Source organism: Rathayibacter sp. VKM Ac-2929 (assembly GCF_022815495.1).
In the GTDB taxonomy this organism is placed as follows: Bacteria; Actinomycetota; Actinomycetes; order Actinomycetales; family Microbacteriaceae; genus Rathayibacter; species Rathayibacter festucae.
This window is the reverse complement of the sequence record NZ_JALGRV010000005.1, coordinates 467,851-482,639: the sequence shown is the minus strand read 5'-3', so window position 1 is coordinate 482,639 and position 14,789 is coordinate 467,851. Positions and strand designations below refer to the sequence as shown.

Genomic DNA, 14,789 nt, shown 5'->3' with positions numbered 1-14,789 from the left:
GGCGCGCTGGCGCCGGACTGCTCACTGATGGGGGGCCTCCACGGAGTCGGTCGGGGTCGTCGGCTCGAGGGCGGCGGTACGCCGCTCGAGGTACTGCTCCACCTCGCGGGCGATGCGGGTCTCGACGAAGAAGGACAGGGTCGGCACGACGCCGCCGAGCGCGATGAGGACGAACCGCGAGAACGGCCAGCGCATCAGGCTCCAGAGGCGGAAGTCGGCGAAGAGGTAGACGACGTAGAACCAGCCGTGCGCGATCAGGATGCCGGTGGACAGGTTCGCGCCCGTCCCGCTCGACTTCCACTCGCCGCCCGGCACCTCGTACATCGGGGCGAAGTGCGCGATCCCCTGCTGCCCGAAGACGAACAGCTCGAGGTGGAACACGTACTTCAGCAGCATCTCCGCGCAGAGCAGCAGGAGCATCACGCCGGTGATGATCGAGGTCACCCGGTAGAAGCGCAGCGCGCTCCGGATCGCAGGGAACTGCGCGGGCTTGGGCTCGAGGGGCATGGGGTCCAGTTTACGGGGCGGAGGCGGTGACCGGGCTCTGCGCGAGCTCGGCGGCCTCGAGGGCCTCCTCGGTCTCGCGCTCCCAGGCGTCGCGGACGAGGCGGAACCACAGGTAGAGCGCGAAGCCGGCGAAGACGACCCACTCGATCGCGTAGAAGACGTTGAGCCAGTTCAGCGAGACGTCGGTGACGCGGGCGGGCGAGTCGATCGCCTCGAGGCCGGAGACCGGCTGGTCGACGACGACGTAGCCCTGGTAGACGTCCAGCGGCGGGTCCGGCCAGCGGTTGATCAGCGCCGGGATCGAGAGCGCGGTGAGGGTCATCGGATCGGTGCCCTCGGCGGGCACCTCGGCGGCCTCGTTCGCGACGAGGCGGCCGGTGAAGCCGGTCGGCGCCGCCTCCGCGCCGTCGTTCAGACGCTCGGCGACGCTCCGCGCCTGCTCCTGGTCCGCGGTCCAGCCGTAGGCGACGACGAGGTCGGCGTCAGCGGTGCGGGTGCGCGCGATGACCCACCAGCCCGGCTGCTCGCCGTTCAGGCGCCCGCCGAGGATCTCGGCGCCGCCCGGGACGAACTCGGAGCTGCCCGCCACGCGCTGGCCGTCGGCGGTCGCGGTGATCGGGCGCGACGGGGCGGCGACCTCGTCGAGCGGCAGCACCGTCTCGGAGACGCCGGAGTCGGGCGCGGCGGCCTCGACCGCGCGTCCCACCTGCCACTGGCCGAGGGCCGCGAAGAGCCCCGCGATCACCAGCGCAAGGGCCAGGGCCGCGAGCCAGCGCGGTCGCCGGGCGACCTGCCAGACCGTGCTCTGCGGCGGGGCGCTCTGCGTCATGCGTTCCTCGTTCGGGGCGGATCCGCTCGGCGGCGGCGGACCGCTGAAGCCTAGCCAACCAGGGTGGGAGGACCCTCGGATCGCTGCCCCTCCTGCTGCTCGAGCAGCCCCGCAGGGGCGTATCGAGACCCACCGTCACCGACAGGGCGGGTCTGCAGATCCCTCCTGCTGATCGAGGTGGATCTCGATACGCCCGCTCCGCGGGCTACTCGATCAGCAGAGGGCGTCCGCCGAGCGACCGCGCCGGGCGGCTCAGTAGTCGGGCTCGCGCGGGCGCCGCGGCCGGTCGGAGTCGATGCCGTCGGACTGCTGCATCGCCTGGTCGATGAGGGCCTGCCGCATCGGGTCCGGGAACTCGTCGTCCAGCTCGTCGGGCTCGACGGGTCGGCGCGGGCGGGGAGCAGGCTCGGCGACCGGCGCCTCGGCGGGGTCGGCCGCCGGACGCTCGTCCGCCGCCCCGTCCGCCATCGCCGCCTCGACCAGAGCGAAGTCCTCCTCCGCCATCGCGCTGCGGGTGGCCGGCTTCGGCCGGTGCCGCCGCCGCGAGAGGAACTGCCCGATGCTCTCCGAGCGCGACGCGAGGATCGGGCCGACGATCGCCATGATCAGCACGTAGAGTCCCGCGAACGGCTGGATCCGCTCGTCGAGCCCCGCCGAGAGCGAGAGCGTCGCGAGGATCAGCGCGAACTCGCCCCGGTTGTGCAGGATGAAGGCCGCGTTGAGCCCGGCCCGGGGCCCGAGCTTGTTCAGCCAGGCGACGAACTGGCCGGCGCCGAGGTTGAGCACGATCGTCATCACCGCGGCGGCGATCACCGGCAGCACCACCTCGGGGAACGCCCCGGGGTCGAGGCCGAGGCCGAAGTTGACGAAGAAGAAGGCGCCGAACACGTCGCGCAGCGGGATCGCGATCCGCTCGACCCGCGCGCGGAACCGGGTGGCGCCGATCACCAGGCCGATCAGGAACGCGCCGATCGCGTCGGTCACGCCGAGCACCTCACCGATCCCGCCGAAGAGGATCGCGAGACCGAAGAACAGGATCGTGAACAGCTCGTCGTCGCGGGTGCGGAAGAACCGCGAGACCACCCGGCCGCCCCAGCGCGCGATCGCGAACATCACCACGAGGAACGCGAACGCGATGACCAGCTTCAGGACCACCGGCCACGGCTCCGTCTCGCCCGAGAGCACGACCGACACGATCGCCAGGTAGACCGCGATGAAGATGTCCTCCACGACGGTCACGCCGAGGATCATCGGCGTCTCCGGGTTGGCGAGGCGCTTGAGCTCGATCAGCAGCTTCGTCACGATCGCGCTCGAGCTCGTCGCCGTGATGCCCGCGATGATCAGCGCCTCGCGGCTGCCCCAGCCCAGCACGAACCCGAAGGCCAGGCCGGCCGCCATGTTGACGGCGATGTAGGAGCCGCCGGAGAGGATCAGCCGCGCCGCATTGCCGTAGAACTCGTCCTGATCGAACTCCAGGCCGAGGTTGAACAGCAGCAGGATCAGCCCGAAGACCGCCGTCAGCTCGATGTAGGACGACTCGAAGTCGAGCGGGAAGAGGTGGAAGTTCGGGCTCGCGAGCAGGCCGACGACCATGTAGATCGGGATGGCCGGAAGGCCGATCGTGCGCCCCAGCCGCCCGAGGACGTAGGCGACGACGAACAGGACACCGAGGACGATGAGGTCTTCGCCGTGGTGCATCCTCAGGCTCCGGGCGGCGTCTCGGTAGCCTTGGCGAAGACGCCGGAGCGGAAGAAGGCGAAGGCCTTGGCGACCTTCTCCGGGCTGCCGGCGACGACGAGCGTGTCGCCCGGGAACACCCGGAAGTCGGGGGCGGGAGCGGGGTTCGCGGCGTCACCGCGCACGACGGCGACGACGGTGAGGCCGACGATGCCGCGGTCGGCGGGCTTGCCCAGCTGCTGGCCCGCGATGTGGTCGTCGTAGTCGACGGTGAACCAGTCGATGGAGAGCCCGGGGATCTGGTCGAGCGCGGTGAGCGACTCGGTGATCTGGGTGCCGCCGAGCAGCTCGGCGAGGGTGTGCGCCTCGTCGTCGCTGAGGCGGAGCGAGACCTTCGCGCCGTCCTGATCGCCCTCGGCGAAGGTGATCAGGTCGCTGTGACCCGAGCGGTGCGCGATGACGCCGACCTTGCCGCCGTCGGCGGTGAGGAAGGTGTGCAGGACACCGACACCGGGCAGCTTGACCCTGCGGACCTCGACCATGCGTGCTCCATCCGCGCCTGACAGCGCTCCGACCTCGGGATTCCTCCCAGTTTAGGCGGCCACCGCCCGCCCCCGGCCCCCGTTCGCCCACGGAGGACCCGGTCACGTCGGCCTCCTCGCTCGGTCGAGGTGCGTCCCCTCTGCTGATCGAGCAGCCCGCGCAGCGGGCGCATCGAGATGCACGCGCATGAAGACATGAGTCTGCAGATCCGCCGTGCTGATCACGGTGGGTCTCGATACGCCCCTCCGGGGCTACTCGACCAGCGAAGAAGGGCGCACGAACGAGCAAGGACGGGCGACCGGACCTCGGACTCCGCTCCCTGATCGCAGCACACCTGACCCATGCTGATCGAGTAGCCCGCGCAGCGGGCGTATCGAGATCCACCCGCGTCAGACGACGAGTCTGCAGACCCCCCTGCTGAGGACGGTGGGTCTCGATACGCCCCTCCGGCGCTACTCGACCAGCAAACAAGGGCCCATGAGCGCGAGCCATCCGGCGAAGACGGCGAGCGGTCACCTCGGCCGGCCGGCGGGCTAGCTGGGCTGGTAGGGGGCGACGACGACCTCGACGCGCTGGAACTCCTTGAGGTCGGAGTAGCCGGTGGTCGCCATCGAGCGGCGCAGGGCGCCGATCAGGTTCGCGGTGCCGTTCGCGTCGGTCGCGGGGCCGTAGAGCACCTGCTCGAGCGTGCCGACGGTGCCGACCTGGACGCGGCGTCCGCGCGGGAGCTGCTGGTGGTGCGCCTCGGCACCCCAGTGCCAGCCGCCGCCGGGCGCGTCGGTGGCGCGGGCGAGCGCGGAGCCGAGCATCACGGCGTCGGCGCCGACCGCGACGGCCTTGACGATGTCGCCGGAGGTGCCGAGGCCGCCGTCCGCGATGACGTGCACGTAGCGTCCGCCGGACTCGTCGAGGTAGTCGCGGCGAGCGCCGGCGACGTCGGCGACCGCGGTGGCCATCGGCGCCTGGATGCCGAGCGTCGCGCGGGTCGTCGAGGCGGCGCCGCCGCCGAAGCCGACGAGGACGCCCGCGGCGCCCGTGCGCATCAGGTGCAGGGCGGCCGTGTACGTCGAGGCCCCGCCGACGATGACCGGCACGTCGAGCTCGTAGATGAACTTCTTGAGGTTGAGCGGCTCGGTGTCCCGCGAGACGTGCTCGGCCGACACGGTCGTTCCGCGGATGACGAACACGTCGACCCCCGCGTCGACCACCGTCTGGTACAGCTCGGCGGTGCGCTGCGGCGACAGCGCACCCGCGACCGTCACGCCGGCCGCGCGGATCTCCGCGAGCCGCGCCGTCACCAGCTCCGGCTTCACCGGCTCCGAGTAGATCTCCTGCATGCGCTGCGTCGCCCGCTCCGCCGGCAGCTCCCGGATCTCCGCCAGCAGCGGCTCCGGGTCCTCGTAGCGCGTCCACAGCCCCTCGAGGTCGAGGACGCCCAGCGCCCCCAGCCGGCCCAGCGTGATCGCCGTCGCCGGCGAGACCACCGAGTCCATCGGCGCCGCGAGGATCGGAGTGCTGAACTGGTACGCGTCGATCGCCCACTTCACCGAGACCACCTCCGGGTCGCGGGTCCGGCGGCTCGGGACCACCGCGATGTCGTCGAAGGCGTACGCGCGGCGGGCGCGCTTGGCGCGCCCGATCTCGATCTCCATGAGCGGCAGTTTACCTGTGGCTCCATCCTCGCTCCGCGCCTCGCTCCGCTCAGCACTCCGCTCGTCTGTCGCCCGCAGTCGGCTCGAGCAACGGGTCGCGTCCCGTAGAGCGTCTCGCGTCCGCGCACGCCTATCCGCTGGCACGCGGATCGGCGGATAGCGCTCCCACCCTGCTGCCGCGCGTGTCTGGCGGGGCAGTCGCGGCGGCGCGTCAGCGCCGCTCGCGCTGAGTCCCTCGGTCTCCCCCAGGTCCGCGTGCCCCGAGTGGGAGGCGTCGGGTCGTGAGGGCGGCCCCTCCGGCGTGGTGGGCGTATGGGCCGAAGGCCCATCGGGCAGAGGGGCCGCCCTCACGACCCGACGCCGACCCCCACCCAGAGCCCCAGCAGCAGGATCAGCGCCGGTAGTTCGGCGCCTCCACCACCATCTGCACATCATGCGGGTGCGACTCCTTGAGCCCCGCCGCCGTGATCCGCACGAACTTCCCGCGCTCCTTGAGCTCCGAGATCGTCCGCGCCCCCACGTAGAACATCGACTGCCGCAGCCCGCCCGCCAGCTGGTACGCCACGTTCGCGAGCGGCCCGCGGTACGGCACCTGGCCCTCGATGCCCTCCGCGATCAGCTTGTCGTCGGTGGGGACGTCGGACTGGAAGTAGCGGTCCTTCGAGTAGGAGGTCCGCTCGCCGCGGGTCTGCAGCGCGCCGAGCGAGCCCATGCCGCGGTAGGTCTTGAACTGCTTGCCGTTCTGGAAGACGAGGTCGCCGGGGCTCTCCTCGCAGCCCGCGAGGAGCGAGCCGAGCATGACGGTGTCGGCGCCGGCGACGAGCGCCTTCGCGATGTCGCCGGAGTACTGCAGCCCGCCGTCGGCGATCACCGGGACGCCCGACTCGCGGGCGGCGAGCGACGCCTCGTAGACGGCGGTCACCTGCGGCACGCCGACGCCGGCGACGACGCGGGTGGTGCAGATGGAGCCGGGGCCGACTCCGACCTTGATGGCGTCGGCGCCCGCGTCGACGAGCGCCTGGGCGCCGGAGCGGGTGGCCACGTTGCCGCCGATGACGTCGACGCCGGCGAAGGCCGAGTCGGCCTTGAGGCGGCGGATGATCTCGAGGACCCCGGCGGAGTCCCCGTTCGCGGTGTCCACGACGAGGACGTCGACCCCGGCGTCGAGGAGCGCGGTGGCGCGCTGCCAGGCGTCGCCGAAGAAGCCGATGGCGGCGCCGACGCGCAGGCGACCCTCCTCGTCCTTCGTCGCGTTCGGGTACTGCTCGGACTTGTCGAAGTCCTTCACCGTGATGAGCCCGGCGAGCTTGCCCTGAGCGTCGACGAGGGGCAGCTTCTCGATCTTGTGCTGCGCGAAGAGCGCGATCACCTCGCTGTCGGGGATGCCGACGCGGCCGGTGATCAGGCCGGCGCTCGTCATCACGTCGCGGACGAGGGTGGACGCCTTCTCGAACGGCGAGACGAAGCGCATGTCGCGGTTGGTGATGATGCCGACGAGGACGCCGCTCGCGTCGACGACGGGGAGGCCGCTGATCCGGTACTGCCCGCAGAGGTCGTCGACCTGCGCGACCGTCGCGTCGGGGGTGGTGGTGACGGGATTCGACACCATGCCCGACTCGCTGCGCTTGACGCGGTCGACCTGGTCGGCCTGATCGGCGATCGAGAGGTTGCGGTGCAGGATGCCGAGCCCGCCCTGACGGGCCATGGCGATCGCCATCCGCGACTCGGTGACGGTGTCCATCGCCGCGGAGAGCAGCGGGGTCGCGACCGTGATGCGCTTGGTGAGCCGGGAGGCCGTGTCGGCCTCGCTCGGGATGACGTCGGTGTGCCCGGGGAGCAGCATGACGTCGTCGTAGGTGAGTCCGAGGAATCCGAAGGGATCCGGCTGGTCCATCAATGCCCCTTAGCAGGTCGTGCGGGTGGCCCGGTGGTGGAGGTCGCGCATCCGGTCACGGGTGTCCCGGATGCTCAATCTTAAGCGCGGCGACGCGCCCGGTATTCCTGCCCGGACGTCCCTCGGATGTGCTCCGGGCGCGCTCGCGACCCGTGCGGGGGACACGGGAGCGCTCTCCGCCCCGCATAATGTCGTCACGCAGTAGTGCAGGTGGGGAAACACCGCCGACACATGCGGAACGTATGGTCAACCAACGTTGTTTGACGACGGCGATCCGGGCGCGCCCGAGGACCCCATCCGTCTGTGCACCCTGACGAGAGGTAGACGTCTTGCTCACAGCCAGCCGTTCGACGCGCCACAAGCGCGCGACGACCCTGCATCCGACGGACCGGGAGGCTCCCCGTGCCTAGGCGGCTCCCCACACTCCGCACGCTCCGCGACGGCCTGGTCGCACTCGGCCTGCTCGCCGCGACCCTGACCGGCGTCGCCGCCGCGGCGCCCGCTGCGACCGCCGAGACCACGGCCGACCAGTCGATCATCGCCTGGGTCCGCGTGCAGGGCACGAACGAGAACCTGGTGGGGGTGACCGTCGAGCTCGGCGGCGACGCCACCGCGACCCTCACCACGGGCGACGACGGCCGCGCCGTCTTCCCGCTCGAAGAGGCCGGCACCTTCAGCGTGACGGTCGACGAGGAGACGCTCCCCGCCGACAAGGGCTACCCGGCAGCGGGGCAGAACCCGAAGCAGGTGACGATCGTCTCCTCGCAGAACCAGATCGTGAACTTCATCGTCTCGACGGCCAACCCGATCGGCACGGGCGCGAGCGCTCCGGTCCCGACCGACTCCGCCGCCCCCACGAACCCCGCCACCGAGGGCACCACGGGCAACGACGCGACGAACCCCGACGGGACCTCGACCGCGGCGAACCAGCCGGTCACGGCGAACACCTTCTGGATCATCTTCTGGCCCAAGGTCGTCACCGGCCTGATCTTCGGACTCCTGATCGCCCTCGCGGCGATCGGCGCCTCGCTGATCTACGGCGTCACCGGGCTGAACAACTTCGCCCACGGCGAGCTGGTCACCTTCGGCGCGCTGATGGCGTACCTCTTCTCCGGCGTCTTCGGGCTGCCGGCGCTGCTGGCGATCCCGATCGCGGTGATCCTCGGCGGGGTGTTCGGCTTCGCGCAGGACGGACTGCTCTGGAAGCCGCTGCGCAAGAGGAACATCCAGCTGATCCCGCTGATGATCGTGACCATCGGCCTGTCGCTCGCGCTGCGCTACACCTTCGTCTTCTTCTTCGGCGCGGACCGCCTCTCGCTGCCGAACAGCACGGCGCCGTTCTTCACGGTCCCGGCGCTCGGCATCAGCCTCAAGTTCACCGACCTCGTCGGCGCAGCCGTCGGCATCGTCTGCATCGTCGGTGTCGCCCTGCTGCTCACGAAGACCAAGATCGGCAAGGCGATGCGCGCGGTGTCCGACAACCGGGCCCTCGCCTCCGCCTCCGGCATCAACGTCGAGCGCGTCATCCGCGTGGTCTGGGTGCTCTCCGGAGCCCTCGCCGCACTGGCCGGCGTCTACATCGGCTACTACCAGTCGCTGCGCTGGGACACCGGAGCGTCGATCCTGCTGCTGATCTTCGCGGCGATCACGCTCGGCGGACTCGGCTCCGCCTACGGAGCGCTGGTCGGCTCGCTCATCATCGGCCTGATGATGAACATCTCGACGATCTGGATCCCGGAGAACCTCAAGTACGTGGCTCCGCTCGTCCTCATGATCATCATCCTGCTGGTCAGACCGCAGGGCATCCTCGGTCGCAAGGAACGGATCGGCTGACACCATGAACCTCAACTTCATCTGGCTGGCGATCGGGCAGATCGTCGATCCCACCGTCGCCGCCTACGCGCTCGCGACCATCGGCCTGGTCATCCACTTCGGATTCACCGGCCTCCTCAACTTCGGCCAGGCCGGCTTCATGGCGGTGGGCGGCTACGCCTTCGCCATCACCTCGGTCAAGTTCGAATGGCCCGTCTGGGGCTCCCTGCTCGCGACGATCGTCGCGGCGACCCTCTTCGCCCTCATCCTCGGCATCCCGACGCTGAGACTGCGGGCGGACTACCTCTCGATCGTCACGATCGCGGCGGCCGAGATCGTCCGGCTCTCGGTCAAGACACCCGAGTTCTCGGCGGTGACCGGCGGCTCGGAGGGCATCAACGGCGCGGCGAAGGCGTTCAACGACCTCAACCCGCTGCCGGAGGGGCGCTTCGGGATCGGGATCCTCACCTACAACCAGGACCAGTGGTGGGTCCGCATCGTCGGCTGGGGCCTCGTGCTCCTGGCCTGCCTGCTGGTCTTCCTCCTGATGCGCAGCCCCTGGGGCCGCGTCATCAAGGGCATCCGCGAGGACGAGGACGCCGTGCGCTCGCTCGGCAAGAACGTCTTCTCCTACAAGATCCAGGCGCTGATCCTCGGCGGCGTGCTGGGCGGCCTGGCCGGAGCGCTGTTCATCCTGCCGCGCTCCCTGCAGCCCGACAACTACGGCACCCAGCTGACGTTCTTCCTCTACACGATCATGCTGCTGGGCGGTGCCGCGACGGTCTTCGGGCCGGTCGTCGGCTCGATCATCTTCTGGGTCGTCCTCGGTCTGACCGACGGACTGCTCACGCTCGGGATCGACACCGGGGTCCTCAACAACGACCTCATCAAGCTCACCACCGTGCAGACCGGACCGATCCGGTTCATCGTGGTGGGTGTGGCCCTCATGCTCCTGGTGATCTTCAGACCCCAGGGCATCTTCGGCAAGAAGAAGGATCTGCACTTTGCCTAAAACGCCGGTCTCGGACATCACCGAGCAGGAAATCGTCCCCGGGGTCGTCAAGAAGGACCCCATCCTCGTCGCCGACGGCGTCAGCCGCCGCTTCGGCGGCCTCACCGCGGTCGACGTCGCCCACGTCGAGATCCCGCGCGGCTCGATCACCGCGCTGATCGGCCCGAACGGCGCCGGCAAGACCACGTTCTTCAACCTGCTGACGGGCTTCGACAAGCCCAACACCGGGCGCTGGAACTTCAAGGGCAAGAACCTCGCGAACGTCCCCGCCTACAAGGTGTCCCGGATGGGCATGGTGCGCACCTTCCAGCTCACCAAGGCCCTCGGCGGCATGACGGTGCTCGAGAACATGCTCCTCGGCGCCAAGGGGCAGAAGGGCGAGAACATCCTCACCTCGCTCATCCGGCCGCTGTGGTCGAAGGAGGAGGAGTCGATCGAGAACCGCGCGATCCGGCTGCTGGAGAAGTTCAAGCTCGACACAAAGAAGGACGACTACGCGTCCAGCCTCTCGGGCGGCCAGAAGAAGCTGCTGGAGATGGCGCGCGCCCTGATGTCGGAGCCCGAGCTGGTCATGCTCGACGAGCCGATGGCCGGCGTGAACCCGGCGCTGACGCAGTCGCTGCTGGGCCACATCGTGAACCTCAAGGACGAGGGCATGACCGTGCTCTTCGTCGAGCACGACATGCACATGGTCAACACGATCGCCGACTGGGTGATCGTGATGGCCGAGGGCAAGGTCGTCGCCGAGGGACCGCCCTCGACGGTGATGAACGACCCCGCGGTCATCGACGCCTATCTCGGCGCGCACCACGACACCGACCTCGGCACGATCGAGGGCCAGCTCGAGGTGGCGGAGGAGATGGACTCGGACCTCGTCCGCGAGGACGTCGAGAAGCGGGCCGAGGCGGCCGGCGTCGACGTGCACCCGCACCGCGACGACGCGGCCACCGCTGCGCCGTCCCCCGCCGTCGCGCACGCCGTGGACGCCGCCCCCGCGACGGCCGTCCCCGCGGACGGCGCACCGACGAGCATCGCGCCGACCACCGACGCGCCCGCCGTCGACTTCGGAAAGGACGAGAAGTGACCCAGAACACGCTCGAGACGCACGACCTCCACGCGGGGTACGTGCCGGGAGTCAACATCCTGAACGGGTCGAACGTCTACGTGAAGAAGGGCGAGCTCGTCGGCATCATCGGCCCCAACGGAGCCGGCAAGTCGACGCTGCTCAAGGCGATGTTCGGGCTGGTGAACATCCGCCAGGGCACGGTCCTGCTCAACGGCGAGGACATCACCGGCTTCAAGGCCGACAAGCTGGTCTCCAAGGGCGTCGGCTTCGTGCCGCAGAACAACAACGTCTTCCCGTCGCTCACCATCGAGGAGAACCTCGAGATGGGCATGTACCAGAAGCCGAAGATGTTCAAGGACCGCCTCGAGTTCGTGACGGAGCTCTTCCCCGAGCTGACCAAGCGCCTCAAGCAGCGCTCCGGCTCGCTCTCGGGCGGCGAGCGCCAGATGGTCGCGATGTCGCGGGCCCTGATGATGGACCCGTCGATGCTGCTGCTCGACGAGCCGAGCGCCGGTCTCTCGCCGATGCGCCAGGACGAGACCTTCGTCAACGTCCAGCGGATCAACCGCGCCGGCGTCTCGATCATGATCGTCGAGCAGAACGCCCGCCGCGCGCTGCAGATCTGCGACCGCGGCTACGTGCTCGACCAGGGCCGCGACGCCTACGAGGGTCCCGGCCGCGAGCTGATGAACGATCCGAAGGTGATCGAGCTCTACCTCGGCACGCTCGCGACGACCAACGAGGTCACCACGAGCACGCCCACCGTCGGCGGCTGAGGCCGCCGCACCCCCGGGCCCGTCACCCGCCGAGAGGCGGGGGCGGGCCCGTCGTCGTCGAGGAGGAGGACCGGATGCGCCGCAGCGCCGCTCTGGTCGTCGTCGCGCTCGCGGCAGGGCTCCTCTCCGGCTGCGCACCCGGGCCGGTCTCGGACCTGCCGGCGGGCGTCTCCGTCGGCGTGCAGCAGAACCGCGACGACTACGGTCCCCGCCGGCTCGAGGTCCTGGTGACCAACACCGCCGACGAGCCCCTGGACGTCTGGGAGGCGCGGCTCGACTCCCCCGCCTTCACCGACCCGGCCGCCACCGACGGCCCGACCACGGTGCGCCCGGGGACGACGACCGCGCTCCGGCTGCAGCTCGCTCCCCCGGACTGCGCGGACCCCGGCGCGGACGCCCGTGTGAGGCTCGCCTTCACGCAGGGCGGGGTCTCGGGGACGGCCGTGGTCGCGCCGGACGATCCGCTCGGCAGCCTGCCGCGCATCCACGGCGAGGACTGCCTCGCACAGCGCGTGGCGGAGGTGGTGTCGATCGTGCCCGGAGACGCCGTCACGGTGGCGCAGGAGGGCGGACAGCCCGTCGCGCACCTGCCGCTCACCCTGACGCCGACGGGGGCCGACGGGGGCGTCTCGATCGCCTCGGTCGGACGCACGATCCTGCTCCGACCCGCCTCGGGACAGGACAGCTGGCCCGTCGGGGTGCCGATGGACGCCGGCGCCGCCACGACCCGCGTCGACCTCGCGATCGTGCCGAACAACTGCAACACGCACACCGTCTCCGAGGACAAGCGCGGCACGTTCTTCCCGGTCGCCGTCACGCTCGACGACGGCACCTCGGGCGTCGTCGCCGTCGGTGTCTCCGACGCCGTGCGCGGGGCGCTCTACCGCTTCATCGCCGAGGACTCCTGCCGCTGGCAGTGAGCGCCGGCGCACCACGGACATCGAGTCTCTCTCTGCGCTGGCACCCCCCGCCCGAGGGCCAGGACAGCGGCCGCCGTGCCGTAATTTTGGGGACAAGAAACATCGGCGCCGACACCTCGACCGGACTCCTCTCCCCCTGATCAGGGCCGGATTCCCGCTCTCCCCGGCACCGATTCCTTCCCCTTCCGCGTCCCCTCCCGGCGCCGCGGTCCCCGTCTTCGAAGGAGCCGACCCATGAAGAGCTACACCCCCGCACCCGTCGCCCTCGGCGCGACCTTCGGCACCGGTGCGATCGGCGACTACGAGCGCTGGTCCGTCGTCGGCGTCTACGCTCAGGTCGTCATCGCCGAGACCACCGGCGGCAAGCGCCGCAACTACAGCCGCTCGTTCGTGACCTACCGCCTGGCTCAGGAGGCGGAGCTCCTCCGCGCCTCCTGAGGCCGCACCGCCTCGCCGTCGAGCGCGCGTCCCCCCGGGGGCGCGCGCTCGACGCGTTGTGCGGCCAGCCCGCCGGCGATCGACGCCCCTCCGGCCATGCTGGTCGAGTAGCCGCGCAGCGAGACCATGCTGGTCGAGCAGCCGCGCAGCGGCGTATCGAGACCCGCCCACCGGTCCCCCAGCACCGAGCGCCGCGTCCCTGCCGGTCAGCAGCCGAGCAACGACTCCCGGGGACGACGAAGGGGCCCGGTCGGATGACCGGGCCCCTTCGCGCGTCGCGGCCGGAGCCGCAGGCGGGGTGCTAGTTCAGCGAGCCGTCGACGGTCTCCTCGAACGAGGTGACGTTGCCGGGGCCGTACTTGTAGATCGAGACGGACGCCTCGGTCGGGTCGCCGTTCTCGTCCCACGAGATCGGGCCGGAGAGGCCGTCGTAGTCGATGTCCTCACCGTCGGCGAGCAGCGCGGCGCAGTCGGCGAACGTGGTGCACTTCGTGCCCTCGGTCGAGACGTCCTGCAGGTTGTCGCGGATCGTCGCTCCGTCGGTCGCGCCGCCCTTGAGCGCGGCGAGCGCGGCGAGCACCGTGGCGTCGTACGACTCGGGGGCGTAGCTGAACACCGTCAGCGCGTCGTTCCCCTGCTCCTCGACGAGAGCCTGGAGGTTCGACTGGAACTCGTCGGACGCCTGCACACCGGGGTTGGTGAACTGGGCGCCGTCGATGTCGACGTTGGTGTCCGCATCGGTGATGACGCCGTAGTTGCCGTCCGTGCCGTAGAGGTTCGCGAAGTCGAAGCCCTTGGCCGCGAGCTGCTCGGCGATCGTGGTGATCTCGTCGAACGAGATGACGACGAGCGCGTCCGGGTTCGGGGCGAGCAGCGAGGTCAGCGCCGAGTTGAAGTCGGTCGAGGCCGGCTCGAAGATCTCCTCGGCCGCGACGGTCGCGCCGCCCGCCTCGAGGGTCTCCTTGATGTTCGACTCGAGGCCGGTGCCGTACGCGTCGTTCAGGTACAGGATCGAGACGTTGGTCTTGCCGTCGCCGAGGATCTTGTTGCCGAGGATGCGGCCCTGGAGCACGTCCGAGGGGGCGGTGCGCCAGTAGTAGCCGTCGTCGTCGTAGGTGGTGAAGTCCGGCGAGGTGTTGGCCGGCGAGATCTGGACGACGCCCGCCTGGGTCACCTGGTCGATGAACGTCTTCGAGACGCCCGAGGAGGCCGCACCGATGATGACGCTCGCGCCGTCGGCGATCAGCGAGGTCGCGGACTGCGTCGCGATGTCCGTCGTGGTGTCGCCGGAGTCCTTCTGCTCGACATCGATGGTGAGGCCGGCAGCGGCGTCGTTGATGTCCTTGACGGCGAGGTCGACGCCCGCGATCTCGGGCGGGCCGAGGACGGCCAGGGTGCCGGTCTGCGGGAGGATCGTGCCGATCTTCAGGGACAGGTCGCCGGACTCGCCGCCGTCGGTGCCCGCGTCTCCGCCGCCGCCGCTGGCGCAACCGGCGAGGACGAGAGCGCTGGCGCCCAGGAAGGCGACCCCGCTCAGGGTCGCCCGGAGGGATCGCGTACGGGCCGTCCCGGCCTTCGCGTGAACGCGCATGTTTCTCCTTGAGAGGTTCTGTCGTGGGAGCGGTGCCGGAGGCAACCGCTCGGCCAACCTAACCTTCGGAGA

The 14,789-nt window shown here is 70.4% G+C and carries 13 protein-coding genes; 6 read left to right on the top strand and 7 right to left on the bottom strand.

What is annotated here, in order from left to right; all coding sequences use genetic code 11:
- Positions 1 to 21: 21 nt before the first annotated feature.
- The 6 genes from MT355_RS18145 to guaB form a co-directional block, all read right to left on the bottom strand.
- Positions 22 to 507 (bottom strand): DUF3817 domain-containing protein, encoded by a 486-nt coding sequence (locus MT355_RS18145; RefSeq protein WP_123445099.1) that lies wholly within the window; start codon positions 505 to 507, stop codon positions 22 to 24.
- Positions 508 to 517: 10 nt separating this feature from the next.
- A complete protein-coding gene (locus tag MT355_RS18140; protein WP_243600576.1) occupies positions 518 to 1,336 on the bottom strand; it encodes an SURF1 family cytochrome oxidase biogenesis protein in 819 nt (272 codons plus the stop codon).
- A gap of 252 nt (positions 1,337 to 1,588) precedes the next feature.
- A complete protein-coding gene (locus MT355_RS18135) occupies positions 1,589 to 3,034 on the bottom strand; it encodes a cation:proton antiporter (RefSeq protein ID WP_243600575.1) in 1,446 nt (481 codons plus the stop codon).
- Between the two features lie 2 nt (positions 3,035 to 3,036).
- Positions 3,037 to 3,555: a cation:proton antiporter regulatory subunit gene (locus MT355_RS18130; RefSeq protein WP_243600574.1), complete on the bottom strand. Its 519-nt coding sequence runs from the start codon at positions 3,553 to 3,555 to the stop codon at positions 3,037 to 3,039.
- Between the two features lie 534 nt (positions 3,556 to 4,089).
- The gene (locus MT355_RS18125) at positions 4,090 to 5,208 is read right to left on the bottom strand and encodes a GuaB3 family IMP dehydrogenase-related protein (RefSeq protein WP_123733534.1); all 1,119 of its coding nucleotides are present in this window, start codon (positions 5,206 to 5,208) and stop codon (positions 4,090 to 4,092) included.
- A gap of 391 nt (positions 5,209 to 5,599) precedes the next feature.
- A complete protein-coding gene (gene guaB, locus MT355_RS18120) occupies positions 5,600 to 7,102 on the bottom strand; it encodes an IMP dehydrogenase (RefSeq protein WP_243600573.1) in 1,503 nt (500 codons plus the stop codon).
- Positions 7,103 to 7,504: 402 nt separating this feature from the next.
- Between guaB and MT355_RS18115 the strand changes: the two genes are divergently transcribed.
- From MT355_RS18115 to MT355_RS18090, 6 genes are all read left to right on the top strand, one after another.
- Positions 7,505 to 8,935 carry a branched-chain amino acid ABC transporter permease gene (locus MT355_RS18115; RefSeq protein WP_243600572.1) on the top strand — a complete coding sequence of 477 codons (1,431 nt, stop codon included), beginning with the start codon at positions 7,505 to 7,507 and terminating at the stop codon, positions 8,933 to 8,935.
- A gap of 4 nt (positions 8,936 to 8,939) precedes the next feature.
- Positions 8,940 to 9,926 carry a branched-chain amino acid ABC transporter permease gene (locus MT355_RS18110; protein WP_123445092.1) on the top strand — a complete coding sequence of 329 codons (987 nt, stop codon included), beginning with the start codon at positions 8,940 to 8,942 and terminating at the stop codon, positions 9,924 to 9,926.
- Positions 9,910 to 11,010 carry an ATP-binding cassette domain-containing protein gene (locus tag MT355_RS18105; protein WP_374204668.1) on the top strand — a complete coding sequence of 367 codons (1,101 nt, stop codon included), beginning with the start codon at positions 9,910 to 9,912 and terminating at the stop codon, positions 11,008 to 11,010. The genes MT355_RS18110 and MT355_RS18105 overlap by 17 nt, the downstream gene beginning before the upstream one ends.
- A complete protein-coding gene (locus MT355_RS18100; protein WP_123445090.1) occupies positions 11,007 to 11,768 on the top strand; it encodes an ABC transporter ATP-binding protein in 762 nt (253 codons plus the stop codon). Before MT355_RS18105 ends, MT355_RS18100 begins: the two co-directional genes overlap by 4 nt.
- A 74-nt stretch (positions 11,769 to 11,842) precedes the next feature.
- Positions 11,843 to 12,688, top strand: coding sequence for a hypothetical protein (locus MT355_RS18095; protein WP_243600570.1), 846 nt, complete (start codon positions 11,843 to 11,845; stop codon positions 12,686 to 12,688).
- A gap of 234 nt (positions 12,689 to 12,922) precedes the next feature.
- On the top strand, positions 12,923 to 13,126 hold the full coding sequence (locus MT355_RS18090) for a hypothetical protein (protein ID WP_123445088.1): 204 nt from the start codon (positions 12,923 to 12,925) through the stop codon (positions 13,124 to 13,126).
- A gap of 301 nt (positions 13,127 to 13,427) precedes the next feature.
- On the opposite strand, the gene MT355_RS18085 is transcribed toward MT355_RS18090, so the two are convergent.
- Positions 13,428 to 14,717 carry an ABC transporter substrate-binding protein gene (locus MT355_RS18085; RefSeq protein WP_243586270.1) on the bottom strand — a complete coding sequence of 430 codons (1,290 nt, stop codon included), beginning with the start codon at positions 14,715 to 14,717 and terminating at the stop codon, positions 13,428 to 13,430.
- Between the last annotated feature and the right edge of the window lie 72 nt (positions 14,718 to 14,789).